This window comes from Enterobacter cloacae (assembly GCF_011078175.1).
GTDB classification, from domain to species: Bacteria; Pseudomonadota; Gammaproteobacteria; order Enterobacterales; family Enterobacteriaceae; genus Enterobacter; species Enterobacter cloacae_Q.
In genome coordinates, this window is the sequence record NZ_JAALCJ010000008.1 from 194,859 (window position 1) to 209,670 (window position 14,812).

16 protein-coding genes and 1 tRNA gene are annotated in these 14,812 nt (G+C 54.8%); 7 read left to right on the forward strand and 10 right to left on the reverse strand.

All coding sequences use genetic code 11. From position 1 onward, the window contains the following. The first annotated feature begins 73 nt into the window (after nt 1-73). Entirely contained in the window at nt 74-1,633 is a 1,560-nt protein-coding gene (locus tag G6Q29_RS17730) for a methyl-accepting chemotaxis protein (RefSeq protein WP_165466811.1), read from the forward strand. Here the strand turns inward: G6Q29_RS17730 and G6Q29_RS17735 are convergent. Next, nucleotides 1,630-2,124 carry a PadR family transcriptional regulator gene (locus G6Q29_RS17735; protein ID WP_165466812.1) on the reverse strand — a complete coding sequence of 165 codons (495 nt, stop codon included), beginning with the start codon at nt 2,122-2,124 and terminating at the stop codon, nt 1,630-1,632. The two genes, G6Q29_RS17730 and G6Q29_RS17735, sit on opposite strands and share 4 nt — an antisense overlap. A 145-nt stretch (nt 2,125-2,269) precedes the next feature. Here G6Q29_RS17735 and G6Q29_RS17740 point away from each other — a divergent pair, with 145 nt between their 5' ends. Next, a complete protein-coding gene (locus G6Q29_RS17740) occupies nt 2,270-3,034 on the forward strand; it encodes a siderophore-interacting protein (RefSeq protein ID WP_165466813.1) in 765 nt (254 codons plus the stop codon). Here the strand turns inward: G6Q29_RS17740 and G6Q29_RS17745 are convergent, their stop codons facing one another. Both G6Q29_RS17745 and G6Q29_RS17750 read right to left on the reverse strand, forming a co-directional pair. After that, nucleotides 3,035-4,204 (reverse strand): DNA repair protein, encoded by a 1,170-nt coding sequence (locus G6Q29_RS17745; protein ID WP_165466814.1) that lies wholly within the window; start codon nt 4,202-4,204, stop codon nt 3,035-3,037. It abuts the gene before it with no gap. Between the two features lie 321 nt (nt 4,205-4,525). Further along, a tRNA-Ile gene (locus tag G6Q29_RS17750) sits at nt 4,526-4,601 on the reverse strand. Nucleotides 4,602-4,725: 124 nt separating this feature from the next. Here G6Q29_RS17750 and mug point away from each other — a divergent pair. The 4 genes from mug to G6Q29_RS17770 all read left to right on the forward strand — a co-directional run bounded on the left by mug (nt 4,726) and on the right by G6Q29_RS17770 (nt 7,073). After that, entirely contained in the window at nt 4,726-5,232 is a 507-nt protein-coding gene (gene mug / locus G6Q29_RS17755; protein ID WP_165466815.1) for a G/U mismatch-specific DNA glycosylase, read from the forward strand. Between the two features lie 393 nt (nt 5,233-5,625). Then, entirely contained in the window at nt 5,626-5,934 is a 309-nt protein-coding gene (locus tag G6Q29_RS17760) for a hypothetical protein (protein WP_165466816.1), read from the forward strand. A 51-nt stretch (nt 5,935-5,985) separates the two neighbouring features. Next, complete coding sequence (locus tag G6Q29_RS17765) at nt 5,986-6,591, forward strand: protein rhiA (protein ID WP_165466817.1); 606 nt, start codon at nt 5,986-5,988, stop codon at nt 6,589-6,591. Between the two features lie 14 nt (nt 6,592-6,605). Continuing rightward, nucleotides 6,606-7,073: a hypothetical protein gene (locus G6Q29_RS17770; protein WP_242637231.1), complete on the forward strand. Its 468-nt coding sequence runs from the start codon at nt 6,606-6,608 to the stop codon at nt 7,071-7,073. 50 nt (nt 7,074-7,123) lie between these two features. Here G6Q29_RS17770 and rpoD read toward each other — a convergent pair whose 3' ends face one another. The 3 genes from rpoD to rpsU form a co-directional block, all read right to left on the reverse strand. After that, entirely contained in the window at nt 7,124-8,968 is a 1,845-nt protein-coding gene (rpoD, locus tag G6Q29_RS17775) for an RNA polymerase sigma factor RpoD (protein ID WP_165466818.1), read from the reverse strand. Nucleotides 8,969-9,121: 153 nt separating this feature from the next. Continuing rightward, nucleotides 9,122-10,867 carry a DNA primase gene (gene dnaG / locus G6Q29_RS17780; RefSeq protein ID WP_165466819.1) on the reverse strand — a complete coding sequence of 582 codons (1,746 nt, stop codon included), beginning with the start codon at nt 10,865-10,867 and terminating at the stop codon, nt 9,122-9,124. A gap of 115 nt (nt 10,868-10,982) precedes the next feature. Continuing rightward, entirely contained in the window at nt 10,983-11,198 is a 216-nt protein-coding gene (rpsU, locus tag G6Q29_RS17785; protein WP_001144069.1) for a 30S ribosomal protein S21, read from the reverse strand. A 236-nt stretch (nt 11,199-11,434) separates the two neighbouring features. Here rpsU and tsaD point away from each other — a divergent pair, with 236 nt between their 5' ends. Then, nucleotides 11,435-12,448, forward strand: a complete 1,014-nt coding sequence (gene tsaD, locus G6Q29_RS17790; RefSeq protein WP_165466820.1) for a tRNA (adenosine(37)-N6)-threonylcarbamoyltransferase complex transferase subunit TsaD — start codon at nt 11,435-11,437, stop codon at nt 12,446-12,448. Nucleotides 12,449-12,491: 43 nt separating this feature from the next. Here the strand turns inward: tsaD and ureG are convergent, their stop codons facing one another. The 4 genes from ureG to ureE are packed head-to-tail and all read right to left on the reverse strand — an operon-like array spanning nt 12,492 to nt 14,806. Continuing rightward, entirely contained in the window at nt 12,492-13,109 is a 618-nt protein-coding gene (ureG, locus tag G6Q29_RS17795) for an urease accessory protein UreG (RefSeq protein WP_047733930.1), read from the reverse strand. Between the two features lie 9 nt (nt 13,110-13,118). Then, nucleotides 13,119-13,793: an urease accessory protein UreF gene (locus G6Q29_RS17800; protein WP_165466821.1), complete on the reverse strand. Its 675-nt coding sequence runs from the start codon at nt 13,791-13,793 to the stop codon at nt 13,119-13,121. After that, nucleotides 13,793-14,332 carry a HupE/UreJ family protein gene (locus G6Q29_RS17805; RefSeq protein ID WP_165466822.1) on the reverse strand — a complete coding sequence of 180 codons (540 nt, stop codon included), beginning with the start codon at nt 14,330-14,332 and terminating at the stop codon, nt 13,793-13,795. The genes G6Q29_RS17800 and G6Q29_RS17805 overlap by 1 nt, the downstream gene beginning before the upstream one ends. Before the next feature lie 9 nt (nt 14,333-14,341). Continuing rightward, a complete protein-coding gene (gene ureE / locus G6Q29_RS17810) occupies nt 14,342-14,806 on the reverse strand; it encodes an urease accessory protein UreE (RefSeq protein WP_165466854.1) in 465 nt (154 codons plus the stop codon). Nucleotides 14,807-14,812: the final 6 nt, after the last annotated feature.

Below are 14,812 nucleotides of genomic sequence, written 5' to 3' on the forward strand. Positions count from 1 at the left end.
AAGTCATAAAGTTAGCTCGTTTTCTACCGATAACAGCGATCGTCTGAGAAATAATCACATCGATGGGGTAAATATGTTTATACATGACGTAAAGATCGGCACGAAATTATTTCTGGCGTTTGGATTATTTATTGTCCTGATGATCGTCAGCGCAAGTTTGTCCCTGATGAGCCTGAATCGGGCAAACAATGGAATGCAAACTATCCTTACCAGCGACTATCCAACCACGGTAAAAGCGAACCAGTTAATCGACAACTTCCAGGAATTTATCAGCACACAGCAGCTCATGCTGTTGGACGAACAGGGGACGTACACGGCGCAATCAGAGCAGCGTCTGAAGGCAATTAGCGAGCGTATCACCGCAATCCTGAACGAGCTGGACAACGTTCTCAAGGATAAAAAATCCCAACAGGTGCTGGCGGATATCCACGGCGTACGCCAGCAGTATCTTGACTCGCGCTACCGCATTTTACAGGCCGTGCAGAATAACGACCGTGCGGGAGCGCTAAACGAGATGATGACCCACACCCTGAAACTGCAACAGTCCTACAAAGCAAAAGTGCAGGCGTTAATTGCGATCCAGGACCGGGAGATGCAGAGTGCGGGCGAGCAGGTAGAAGGCGATTTCCGTACCAATCGTCTCCTGCTGATCCTGATTACGCTTTTCAGCATCGCGGCAGCCAGCCTGATTGGCTGGTTCATCGTGCGATCCATTACCCGCCCGCTGAACGACGCGGTGAATTTTGCACAAGCCATTGCCGAGGGCGATCTCACCGGAAGCATGACCTCGCACGGTAAAGATGAGACCGGAAGGTTACTCACCGCACTGATGGAGATGAAAACGCGTCTGCTGGAGATTGTGCAGCAGGTGCAAACCGGATCGGAAAACATCTCCAGCGCCGCCGCGCAGATTGTCGCGGGCAACCAGGATCTGGCTGCCCGCACGGAGGAGCAGGCCAGTTCCGTTGAACAGACGGCCGCGTCGATGGAGCAGATCACCGCCACGGTGAAGAACACCGCGTCGCACACCGGAGAAGCGACGAACCTGTCTGCCGATGCAGCCGCCGTCGTGAAAAACAACGGCGAGATGATGAAGCAGGTCACCAGCAAGATGCGCCTGATTAACGAAACATCGAACAGAATGTCCGACATTATCGACCTGATCGACGCCATTGCCTTCCAGACTAACATACTGGCGCTAAACGCGGCGGTCGAAGCGGCGCGCGCGGGTGAGCATGGTCGCGGCTTTGCGGTCGTGGCGGGCGAGGTGCGCCAGCTCGCGCAGAAAAGTGCAACATCCGCAAGTGAAATTCGTCAATTGATTGAAAGTTCCACAAGCCAGACGCAGGACGGCATGAACCTTGTGGAGAAAGCCAGCGGGCTTATCAACGGGATGGTCGGCAACGTGGAGGAGATGGATGTTATCCTGCGTGAAATTCGCCAGGCCAGCCACGAACAGACGGAAGGCATCTCGCAGATCAATAGCGCCATTGGCCTGATAGACGCTACCACACAGCAGAACTCTGCGCTGGTAGAGGAGTCCGTTGCGGCGGCCGCATCCCTTAACGAACAGGCGATGCACCTGAAAGAGCTGGTCCGGGTGTTCCGCGTGAGCGACGGCGTGCTGGCTTAATCCAGCTGGGAGATCTCTAGCGCCGCGCGGTCAATCACGCCGATAATTTGTTTGAGCTGCGCGTCGCTGAGCTCTCCCTGATTTACCTTGAGGTCTAATACCGCTTTAAAGTTTTCCAGGGCCCGCTTCATCTGCGGGTTTTTGCGCAGCTGGAATCCGACGGAGCGCGCCTTGATACGCGTCTGGATCTGCTCCAGCTGTTCCCGGTTATTTTCCAGCCACTGTTCTCCGGCGGCGTTAATCGCAATCCGCTTACGGCCGTTCTCTTCCTCGGTAATGGTGATAAGCGCCTGATCCTGCAAATAATCCAGCGTCGGGTAGATCACGCCAGGGCTTGGCGTGTAATGTCCCTGCGTCAGGTTCTCGATCTCTTTTATCAGCTCGTAGCCATGGCTCGCATTGCGGGTCAGAATATCCAGGATCACCAGCCGCAGATCGCCATGGCCAAAAAATCGTGGCCGACGTCCACCGCCCTCATGTTCGTGTCGCATGTTTTTTCCTCAATTTGATATATCTAAACTATATCTAAGATATATTCAGATGCAATCTAAAAAATCTTGATTTCTGAGTTAATAGCAATCATTATCATTAAAAATTCATTTCGATATATCGTATTCACCTGAAAAGGGCATCAACATGGCATCTACCCGTTACCCTCAACGTGTCCGTAATGACCTGTGTTTTCGCGAGTTGAACGTGCTACGCACTGAGCGAGTCAGCGCAGGATTTCAGCGCATTGTATTAAGCGGCGAGGCGCTGGAGGGCTTTAGCTCCCGCGGCTTTGACGACCATACCAAAGTCTTTTTCCCGGCATCGGGCACTCCCTTCGTACCGCCTGTCGTGACCGATGAAGGCATTGACTGGGGGGACGGCGTGCGTCCGCAGTCGCGTGACTATACCCCGCTGTACGATGGCGAAAAACATGAGCTGGCGCTCGATTTCTTCATTCATGACGGCGGCATTGCCAGCAACTGGGCGACAGAGGCGAAGGTGGGCGACAGGCTGACCATCGGCGGTCCGCGCGGTTCGCTGGTGGTGCCGGAAGATTACGCCTGGCAGCTGTACGTGTGCGACGAGTCGGGCATGCCCGCGCTGCGCCGCCGTTTGGAAAGCATCGAAAAACTGCCGGCACGCCCGGACGTTCACGCCGTCGTCACGGTGGGCGATGCATCGTACAAAGCGTACCTGAAGCACCTGAGCGGGTTCAACATTACCTGGGTTATCGGCCACAACGAGCAGGCGGTGGCGGATCATCTTGCAGCGTTGGCCGTGCCGGACGAAGATTACTTTATCTGGCTGACCGGAGAGGGGAAGGTGGTGAAACGCCTTAGCCGTCAGTTTGAAACCGACGCAATTGACCCACTGCTGGTGCGCGCCAGCGCGTACTGGCACGCCAAATAATCAGGCTGCGGGATCCAGCTGCGCTTCGCTCACCTGATGTTCGAGCGAGGCGCATACCTCTTTCAGCGCTTTCTCCTGCTGGGCAAAGTAGGCTTCCATATTGCTGAGCGACGAGACGAGCAGCCAGGACTCTTCTTTCTCCAGCTCTGCCAGCTCGTTCACCAGGGTGTCGATTTGCTCACGCACCTGCGCCATTTTTTTGCGAATACGTTCCAGGTCGTTCAGCCTGTCGCTCGCCATCATCGGTTCGAACCCTTGTTGCAGACGGGCGACCAGCGAGCGAATGGCCTTTACGTCGCCGCGCTGTTTGGCCTGGTTGAGCTGCACCATCATCCTGTTGGCTTCTTCTTTTAAATCATCGGCAACTAAATCCGGGTGGCATAGCTTGCTCGCCTGACGCCAGAGCCGCTTCAGTTCGTTCCGATCCTCTTCAGAGAGATCCTTCCCTTTACGCAGGCGCACTTCAGCATCACGATGCTGTTCGCGATACTTCTTGTACTCTTCGTTGGCCTCATCGCGTGCCTGACGCGCCGGCTCTTCTTCACGCGTTAAACCGTTTTCAAGCTCCATCGCTTCGGCCAGCAGGTTGGCAATCAGATTGCTTTGCTGCTGAAGATGCTTGCGCGCCTCTGCTGCCTGGACGGAATCCGCGGGCAGATCTCGCCAGCGCTGGGTGAGCGTCGACAAAACCTCCACGGCCTGCGCCATATACTCCTGGCAGCGGCGGTAATCCTCTTCCCGACGACGCGTCTCCGCCTGCTGACGACGCAGGTTAAGCTCCGCCAGCGTTTTACGCAGGGCGAGGATCTGCTGCATCAACGGCCCGAGGCGGGAGAAATAGAGATCGTTGAACTCATCAAGCTGTTGTACCCGGGCGTTACGGCGATCAATCAGATCGCGCAGACGCGCTTCCAGGGCTTTCAGCTCCAGCTTGCTGGCGGCAAGCTGCGGGTCACGCCACGGAGTAACGGCACGCTGGCTTTGAAGCCAGGCGGTGATAGCGCGAAGGGCTGCGGTGTAATTTTTCTGCTCAAGCGCCGCGACGATGGACAGGAGATCATCGTCAAAGGCGTCCGCTTTGAGGCGTTTCAGCTGGCTCAGGATGATATCGTCATCTTCCAGCTCAATGGCATTTTTAATGATTTCTAGCCGTTTGATCGGTGTGCTCATGATGCCTTTCGCTCTGGCGCTTAAGTGTTTGAGTTAAGGTTAGTTGTTGTAAAAGCTACGGGAAATAATACACACGGATGATGATCGGCGCGACGGGGGATTTCTTTAGTTTTTAGAGTTTGTGAGGGGAAGCGGCAGGCCGGGCTACGTGTGGTGGGTTCCTTATCGACTTGCACAGGGCGCGGCAAAAATCAGAAGCAGGATATCGCCTGGCGAATGCCTGCGAAAAAAGTCAGGGGGCAAAAAGGGGCATCTGTCATTCATCCAACAAAAAAGCCACTCATTCGAGTGGCTTAACTGGATGATTCTAAAGCTAAAATTTGGTGGCCCCTGCTGGACTTGAACCAGCGACCAAGCGATTATGAGTCGCCTGCTCTAACCACTGAGCTAAGGGGCCATGGCGGTGAATTATAAAGTAACTCCCCTCAGCAATCCAGCCATTCACACCTGCCTGCTGTTTTTATAAACAATGCATAATCAATCCTTTATACTTATCTCAAGATGCATAGACAGGAGTAGAGATGATCAACGATATTCTGGCCCCTGGCCTGCGGGTGGTGTTCTGCGGTATCAATCCTGGAAAGTCATCGGCGCACACCGGATTTCACTTCGCTCATCCGGGAAATCGCTTCTGGAAGGTGATCTACCAGGCCGGGTTCACCGACAGGCTACTCAAACCTGAAGAGGAGCAGCACCTGCTGGATACGCGCTGCGGCATTACTATGCTGGTCGAGCGGCCAACGGTACAGGCCAGCGAGGTCAACCTGCATGAGTTACGCAGCGGCGGTCGGGAACTGGTCAGGAAGATAGAGGACTATCAGCCCGCCGCGCTGGCGATCCTCGGCAAGCAGGCCTACGAGCAGGCGTTCAGCCAGCGCGGTGCTAAGTGGGGTAAGCAGAGCATCACCATTGGCGTGACGCAGGTGTGGGTGCTGCCGAATCCGAGCGGGCTTAACAGGGCTACGCTGGATAAGCTGGTGGAGGCGTATCGGGAACTGGATGAGGCGCTAATGAGTAGGGGATTGTAATATATTCTTGTTTTATCCGGCGTTGCATCTGATTTTTATGTAGCGCCTCTTAAATATAATTAATCTCAGCTTCATTAAACATACTCATTTCTAACGCGGGGGAACTCTTCCTCCGTGTCTATATTCTTTTAAGCGATTAATACTTTACCTGTCTTATTCAAATTGCCTGTTGCAGTAAATAAAAACGATCCATGAGGTAAGTATGAATAATAAATGTAACCATCATTTTTTGCAGGCTTACCCTGTCATTTTTTCCGGCTTACCAGCAATGAGCTCAGAAAATGAAAAGGAACTGATTCAGTTTTGTGAAAGCTATCCACATTACGTTTTATCCGCAATGCCCTGGGCTGCGGCGGAGATAGCAGGGTCTGTGGGTTTTCAACGCTGTTTCATATGATTTACGGCTTTGGCGGCAGGAAAATATACCTTCCGAAAAAGCAGGAACGCTTTAAAAAGCTCTACGGCATTGATATTTCAGCCGAACAGTATAACCGATTGTTAATGCGTGTTGATTCGGCCGGGAATATTGAATTACCTTCAGCCTGGGGTGTTTTTATCGCCATTCGGCGTGCAGCAATGCAAATGGCTATGCGAGATAATGCCTCTTCGACAGAATTAACGCGTACGTTTGGAGTGAGTATGCGAAATATAAGGATGATTCGTTCTACTACCGATAAACAAAAAGGAGGTGAAGTGCTTTAGTTATTATTTTTAGAAATAAACACAATATCACAATCTTAAGAGGAAAAGAAAATGTCACAACAATACACGCTTACTTTTCAAAACAACACGCGTAACTACGGCAAAATTTGCGTCTACCAGACTGCACCGGATATTGCCGACCCGCAGCTGATGTCTCTGGCATGGTTTACCGAGCCTGCGCATCCTACTACCCGCGTACAGTTTAGCTGGACCATTGATTACGCGTTTATCTGGGATGAAACCGGTCCGCTGGTGCCGGGTGTGAAATTTGATGCATCACAAACGTGGCCTGCCGATCTCACTAAAAATAACAACGTTACGCTGACCTCTTCCCGTAACGCGTTAACCTTCCGGGATCAGGTCACTGGCGGGCGTCCCGGCACGCTTTACGTTCATAACGATAATACGGTGCCTTTCGATCAGGTCTCTGTAGGCATCGCTATGTCGGGAGCGGGCACCTTTGCCAAAGAGGCGCAGCCGAATTTGCAGTTCTCCTATACGCCGCATCCGGTCTACTGGGTGACCTTTGGCGATTATGAAACGGGCGAAGTGCTGGACACGGAGAGCATCACCAACGCACAGCAGATCAGCTTTAACCCTAACGTCTATAACGTGGATGTCGTACTCAATCTCGACAATACATGGGCTGTGAAATAATTCAGAGGAGAGTGATGATGATTATTATCGTATGTACTGACGATCCTGAACTGGTGGATATTGCGGCCGAGTCTGTCCTTAAAGAGCCGGAAGTATTTCGCAGCTACTATAAAGTTTTCCATAGTGCTATTCCGCCACTAGATGTTGAAGAAGATCTGTTTATTATTGCCCACGGCGCGTTCCAGGGTGATGAAGGCAGGCCGGTGATTGGCGATCGGGATGGTGACCGTGACTTTTATCTCAATGGCGCCCAGTGTTTCATCAATATTCATTCGTTGATCCCACCCGGATATAAAGGACGAGTTTTTGTCGACGCATGTCAGTCGGCAACCGACTCGCGAAAAATCGACAGCTTTATTACCACGTTGCAGATCCAGTTTTTGCTGAATTCTTTCAAGGCACTGGTCTATGGGATTAATGGTGACAGCTCGGGATTGATTCCACTTCCTGACGATTCGAAATGGCGTCTGGCGAAACTTTAAAAAAAAAGCCCCGATGAAAAATCGGGGCTTCATACTACCAGGAATACAGGTTAATCGTCCAGGAAGCTACGCAGCACTTCAGAGCGGCTTGGGTGACGCAGCTTACGCAGCGCCTTCGCTTCGATCTGACGGATACGTTCGCGGGTCACGTCAAACTGTTTACCCACTTCTTCCAGCGTGTGGTCGGTGTTCATATCGATACCGAAACGCATACGCAATACTTTGGCTTCACGGGCGGTCAGGCCAGCCAGAACGTCGTGCGTAGCGGCACGCAGGCTCTCGGTGGTGGCAGAGTCCAGCGGCAGCTCGAGGGTAGTATCCTCGATGAAATCACCCAGATGCGAATCTTCATCATCACCGATTGGCGTTTCCATGGAGATTGGCTCTTTAGCGATTTTCAGCACCTTACGGATCTTGTCTTCCGGCATCAGCATGCGTTCAGCCAGCTCTTCCGGGGTCGGCTCGCGACCCATCTCCTGCAACATCTGGCGAGAGATACGGTTGAGTTTGTTGATGGTCTCAATCATATGCACCGGAATACGGATGGTGCGCGCCTGGTCTGCGATAGAGCGGGTGATCGCCTGACGGATCCACCAGGTAGCATAGGTGGAGAACTTGTAACCACGACGGTATTCAAACTTATCTACCGCTTTCATCAGACCGATGTTGCCTTCCTGAATCAGATCCAGGAATTGCAGGCCACGGTTGGTGTATTTCTTGGCGATAGAGATAACCAGACGTAAGTTCGCTTCAACCATCTCTTTCTTCGCACGGCGGGCTTTCGCTTCACCGATGGACATACGACGGTTGATGTCTTTCACCTGCTCGATGGTCAGGCCGGTCTCTTCTTCAATCTGATGCAGTTTTTGCAGGCCGCGCTGCACATCTTCTTTCACGTCGTGCAGCTTTTCAGACCACGGCTTGTTCATTGCAATTGCGGCGTTGAACCAGGTTTCGCTGGTTTCATTGCCGGTGAAGAGGGTGATGAAGTTCTTCTTCGGCATTTTGCACTGTTCAACGCACAGCTTCATGATGATGCGTTCCTGGGTACGTACGCGATCCATCATCACGCGCATGCTGTTCACCAGGTAGTCGAACTGTTTTGGCACCAGGCGGAACTGTTTGAACACTTCAGACAGCTTCAGGATCTCTTCCTGAGCGGCGGCATGGCTGCGGCCTTTCGCTTTGATGGTGTCACGCGTCACTTCGTACTGGGTACGCAGCTCGGCAAACTTCTCACGCGCCAGTTCAGGGTCGATGCTGTTGTCGTCGTCGCTGCTGTCGTCGTCGTCTTCTTCATCTTCGTCTTCGTCATCATCCATCTCTTCCTGAGACAGCTCAGAACCGACGTGAGTGGCGGTTGGCGCCATATCTTCTTCAGCGTTCGGGTCAACAAAACCGGTGATCAGGTCAGACAGGCGCGCTTCTTCCGCTTCAACGCGATCGTACTGCTCCAGCAGATAAGTAATCGCTTCAGGGTATTCGGCAACAGAGCACTGAACCTGGTTGATCCCGTCTTCGATGCGTTTTGCGATGTCAATTTCGCCTTCGCGGGTCAACAGTTCAACGGTACCCATTTCGCGCATATACATGCGGACCGGGTCAGTAGTACGCCCGATTTCAGATTCCACGCTGGACAGGACCTGTGCAGCAGCTTCTTCCGCATCTTCGTCAGTGTTGTTGGAGGTTTCAGCCAGCAACAGATCATCGGCATCCGGTGCTTCTTCCATCACCTGAATGCCCATGTCATTGATCATTTGGATGATGTCTTCGATCTGATCTGAATCGACGATATCTTCCGGCAGATGGTCATTGACCTCGGCATAGGTCAGATAGCCTTGCTCCTTACCGCGTTGGACAAGAAGTTTCAGCTGTGACTGCGGGTTTTGCTCCATAAGACGGTATCCACACTTAATTCGTTTGATTGGTGTCGGCGATGGGGCTGCCAACCTTTAAAGCGAGGGCGTACTTATATTTTTGCCGCTGCCTCTCAGTGCGGCTGCCGGGGGCTTCCCGATCGATATTCGGCACTTAAGCCGTTAAATTTTTTATTTCTTCGCCAGTTCCTGGTTAATCATCCAGAGTTCCCGGCGTTCTTCGCTGCTTAAGCCGTGCGTGCGCTCGCGAGCTATCAACTCTTCCTGGCGCAACTCAAGCATCGAATCAAACATATGGTTGAGCGAGTCGGTGAACGTTTTTTCTGCAATGTCCTTATCTGCTATATCGTCCCACATCGACAGTTTTTCAAGGGTAGCGGCCTCTTTTGTGCCGCGATAATGTTCTAAAAGTTGTCCGGTGGTCAGACCTGGCTGAGACAAACACGTGTTGACCAGTTCTGAAAATAAGCCAAGCCCGGGCAATTTATCGTGGTTCAAACCCGCCAGCGACGGCACTTGCGGCGCAAGTTCGGGGTTTTGCACCAGTAACCCTATCAGTATACGCATGGTTGTGCGTTTTAGCTGAGGCGCGGGGCGAACCGTGCCGTTTTCAGCCTGTTTCGGCATTAAACGTTCAAGCTGGCTGTCATCCAGAATACCGAGCTTGTTGCCTAACTCCTGACGCAGATAGATACGCAGCGTTTCGCCGGGCACCTGGCTGATTAACGGCAGCGCCAGCGTACTGAGCTGCGCGCGCCCGTCAGGGGTACTCAAATCGACCTGCGGCATCAGGCTGTTAAACAAAAACGTGGAGAGCGGCTGAGCCTGCTCCATCCGCGCTTCAAACGCCGCTTTGCCCTCTTTACGCACCAGCGTATCCGGGTCTTCACCGTCGGGCAGAAACATAAAGCGTAGCTGACGCCCGTCGGTCATATAGGGCAGCGCGGTTTCCAGCGCTCGCCAGGCGGCGTCGCGTCCTGCGCGGTCACCGTCGTAACAGCAGATGACGTTGTTGGTCACCCTGAACAGCAGTTGAATATGATCGGCTGTGGTGGACGTCCCTAACGACGCCACCGCGTAGTTGATGTCGTACTGCGCCAGCGCGACAACGTCCATATAGCCTTCGACGACCAGAAGACGCGGAGGTTCCGCGTTATCCTGCTGTGCCTCATAAAGACCGTAAAGCTGGCGGCCCTTATGGAAAATATCGGTTTCCGGGGAGTTAAGGTATTTCGGCAGGGCATCACCCAGCACGCGACCACCAAAACCAATCACCCGGCCACGCTTGTCGCGGATCGGGAACATCACCCGTTCACGGAAGCGGTCGTAGCTTCGTCCCTGGTCATTGGTGACCAGCATGCCTGCATCGATGAGAGACTTACGATCTTCGCTATTGCCGCCAAAACGCTTTAACACGTTGTCCCAGCCGGGCGGGGCGTAACCAATAGCGAAACGCGCAATCACATCGTCGCTCAGTCCGCGCTTGGTCAGATACTGACGCGCAGGCTCAGCCGCAGAGTGCTTAAGAGACTGTTGGTAAAACGAATTCAGGCCATCCATCAACTGATACAGCGTTTGTCGCTGATGGCGCTCGATCTGACTTGGCCCACTGCCCGCTTCATACGGCACTTCAAGGTTATGCATCGCCGCCAGCTCTTCGACGGTTTCAACGAACTCGAGCTTGTCGTAGTTCATCAAAAAATCGACGGCATTACCGTGTGCGCCACAGCCGAAGCAATGGTAGAACTGTTTTTCACCGTTTACGGTGAAAGAGGGGGTTTTTTCGTTATGGAACGGACAGCACGCATGGTAGTTCTTGCCCTGCTTTTTCAGCTTTACCCGCGCGTCGATGAGATCGACGATGTCGGTTCTGGCGAGCAGGTCATTGATGAAAACGCGTGGGATTCTTCCGGCCATATGCCCCAAAAATTTAAGCGACTTATAAACGAAAACAAGCCGCGCATTCCTTCCGGAAGCACGGCCTTACGACTACAACTCTGTCTGTCAATTGAGGGCTGTAGCCCTCAACAGATTAGTACAGACGAGTACGGCGTGCGTTTTCGCGAGCCAGTTTCTTCGCGTGACGTTTCACAGCGGAAGCTTTAGCGCGCTTACGTTCGGTCGTTGGTTTTTCATAAAACTCACGACGACGAACTTCAGCCAGAACACCTGCTTTCTCGCATGAACGTTTGAAGCGACGCAGTGCTACGTCGAACGGCTCGTTTTCACGTACTTTAATTACCGGCATGTAACTCTCACCTTTAATAAATTCGGTTTGCCGCTGGCATCAACGCCAGCTTATTTCAAAATGGTGCGGAATTTTACTGCAAATGCTGCTGCTTTGTAAAGCACCGATGCGATTTTGAAAGGGACTTTAATAAGGGTGAGGAGTATACACGAGGCTTCTTCCTGGGGCGAACAAAGTTTTACAACAATCCGCCCAGGCTCTACACTGCGCGGTACTGAAACGAGGTAAAACAAGTCATGCGTGTACTGGGTATTGAAACATCCTGCGATGAAACCGGCATCGCGATTTACGACGACGAAAAAGGGCTTTTGGCCAACCAACTGTATAGTCAGGTGAAATTGCATGCTGACTACGGCGGCGTCGTGCCTGAACTGGCCTCTCGTGACCACGTACGTAAAACGGTTCCCCTGATTCAGGCGGCGCTGAAAGAGGCCGGGCTGTGTGCAAAAGATATTGATGCCGTGGCCTATACCGCAGGCCCGGGTCTGGTGGGCGCGCTGCTGGTCGGCGCAACGGTTGGCCGTTCGCTGGCCTTCGCGTGGGATGTGCCGGCGATTCCGGTTCACCATATGGAAGGGCATCTTCTGGCGCCGATGCTGGAAGATAATCCACCTGAATTCCCGTTTGTGGCGCTGCTGGTCTCCGGCGGGCATACGCAGCTGATTAGCGTGACGGGCATTGGCAAGTACGAGCTGCTGGGCGAGTCGATCGACGACGCCGCCGGTGAAGCGTTCGACAAAACCGCCAAGCTGCTGGGGCTGGACTATCCCGGCGGCCCGATGCTCTCCAAAATGGCGTCGCAGGGAACGGAAGGGCGCTTTGTCTTCCCGCGTCCAATGACCGATCGTCCGGGGCTGGACTTCAGCTTCTCCGGTCTGAAAACCTTCGCGGCGAATACGATCCGTAATAATGATGACAGCGAGCAGACGCGTGCCGACATTGCCCGTGCGTTTGAAGACGCGGTAGTGGATACGCTGATGATCAAGTGCAAACGCGCGCTGGATCAGACCGGCTTTAAGCGCCTGGTGATGGCGGGCGGCGTTAGCGCCAACCGCACGCTGCGCGCGAAGCTGGCGGAGATGATGCAAAAGCGTCGCGGGGAAGTGTTCTACGCCCGTCCGGAATTCTGTACCGATAACGGGGCGATGATCGCCTATGCCGGGATGGTGCGCCTGAACGCAGGCGCAACGGCTGACCTGAGCGTGTCCGTGCGTCCACGCTGGCCGCTGGCTGAACTGCCGGAGGCGTAACCCTCACCCTAACCCTCTCCCACAGGGAGAGGGGAGCATGGCGCTACACCCGCAACATCCCTTTCTCTTCCAGAAACGCAATAATCGTCGCCAGACCGTCACCCGCTTTCAGGTTGGTAAACGTCCACGGACGCTCCCCGCGCATGCGGTGAGTGTCGCGTTCCATTACCTCCAGCGATGCCCCCACGTACGGCGCGAGATCGGTTTTGTTGATCACCAGAAAATCGGATTTAGTGATCCCCGGTCCGCCCTTGCGCGGGATTTTTTCCCCTTCGGCCACGTCGATCACGTATATGGTCAGATCCGCCAGCTCCGGGCTGAACGTCGCGCTCAGGTTATCGCCGCCGCTTTCAACGAAGATCAGATCCAGATTGCCGAATTTCTCGCTTAACGCTTCCACCGCCGCCAGGTTCATCGAGGCATCTTCGCGGATGGCGGTATGCGGGCAGCCGCCGGTCTCCACGCCTACGATGCGCTCCGGCTCTAGCGCGCCCGCCTCGGTCAGGATGCGCTGATCCTCTTTGGTGTAGATATCGTTGGTCACCACCGCCAGATGGTACGTGTCGCGCATTGCCTTGCAGAGCGCTTCCAGCAGTGCGGTTTTACCCGACCCTACCGGGCCGCCTACGCCGACGCGCAGGGGATGTTTGTAATCAGCCATGTTGACTCCTCAGGAACGGAATAGACGTGAATATTGGGTTTCGTGGCGTGCGGAGGCGATAGCAGACAGCGGCGTGGCTGCGCCCAGCGCGTCGTCGTCACGTAAAAATACCTCTTCGAACCCGGCGGCGAAGTGGTCGCTCAGGTCGATAATCAGCTGCTGCGCAGCCTGCTGCCCAAACGGTACGAGCTTGACGCCTGCCATCACCGCGCTCTCAATCCAGCTGTAGCCGAGGCTCAGCGCCAGTTCGCGCGCGCCAATGCCCCAGCGCACGCCGAGCCACGCCATGCCGATGAGCTGGCTCTGCATGCACAGTGTCAGCCATTCAGCAGGGCAGTCAGGTTCCCAGCTTTTAATCAGGCGCGTGAAGGCCGCGCCACGGTTGCGCTCCTCATCGCGCAGCTCGCGCGTTTCCCGGCAGGCGAGCAGGTATGCCGTCCAGCGTTTTGCCTTTCTAAGATCGCTTTGCTCACAGGCCTGATAAAGACGGATAAACAGCGGCAGATCGACGCAGAAAAAGCTCCGCTCCATCTGCTGGATTTGCCAGCGCCTGAAGGCGTCGGCGTCGATGATCCAGCCCGCTTCAACGGCCCACTCCAGCCCCTGCGACCAGGTAAATGACCCGACCGGCAGGCTGCTGCTGGAGAGCTGCATCAGGCGCAGCCGCTGGCGGGTGTGCTCCATCAGGCAATCAGCGCCAGCAGAGCGGAAGCAATCAGCCCGCCGCCGAAGGTTTTACGCAGGCCGTCGTGACGGCGCAGCAGCAGCCCCACCGTGAAGCTGGCGCACAGCACCGTGGCGCTGGCGAGCATGAACCCACTGGTGAACAGCCAGAAGCTGTGGCCGGACATTTCCACCCCGTGCGCCCAGCCGTGGAACATCGCCAGGGCTGGTACCGCCAGCAGCAGGCGATTTTCAGTCTTAAACATCATCACGCCGCAGACCGCCAGCGAGGCGATAATCAGCATCTCCATGCCGCTAAAGCCGCCGAGCAGGCTGCCCGCAATCGCGCCAACGAGCATCATCCCGAGCGTGGCAAACGGCAGCAGGAGCTTGCGGCCACTCAGCGCCGAGAGCACGCCCGCGCCGGTGAGCATCAGCAGGTGATCCAGCCCGGTTAGCGGATGGAGAAAACCGGCCTGAAAGCTGTCGCTCCCGTGTCCCGGATGGGCGAGCGCCGGAACGGAAACGGCCAGCAATAACAAGGGCAAATACTTACGCATGATGAGTCCTTAATGTGAATGAGCGTGGGAGTGGCTATGGCTATGGGCATCGCTTGTATAAGCGCCCGCTTCCGGTTCAAACGGCAGGCTGGCGAAGGCCACCTCCAGCCCAAACTGACGCAGCATGTCGTCGAGGACGTGGTCGTGGTGGTAGCGCAGTTCGCCGGGCATGATTTGCAGCGGCACGTGACGGTTGCCCAGGTGATAACAGGCGCGGGCGAGCAGGAACGGGTCGGCGCAGCGCACCACGGAAACCGACTCTGCTGCTGCGATCACTTCAATGACCTCGCTACCGTCGTCTGTCGTCAGCAGGTCGCCCCCGCGCAGCAGCAGACCGCGCGGCAGCATCAGCCCGGCGTCGCGGCCATCGTTCAGCGCCACGCGGGCGCGGCTTTTCACCCGCACGTCAATCGGCAGCGTTACGCTGGCGGTAATCGGGTGCGCGTGGTCCAGGCGTTGGGTTAAATAGATCATCATGAC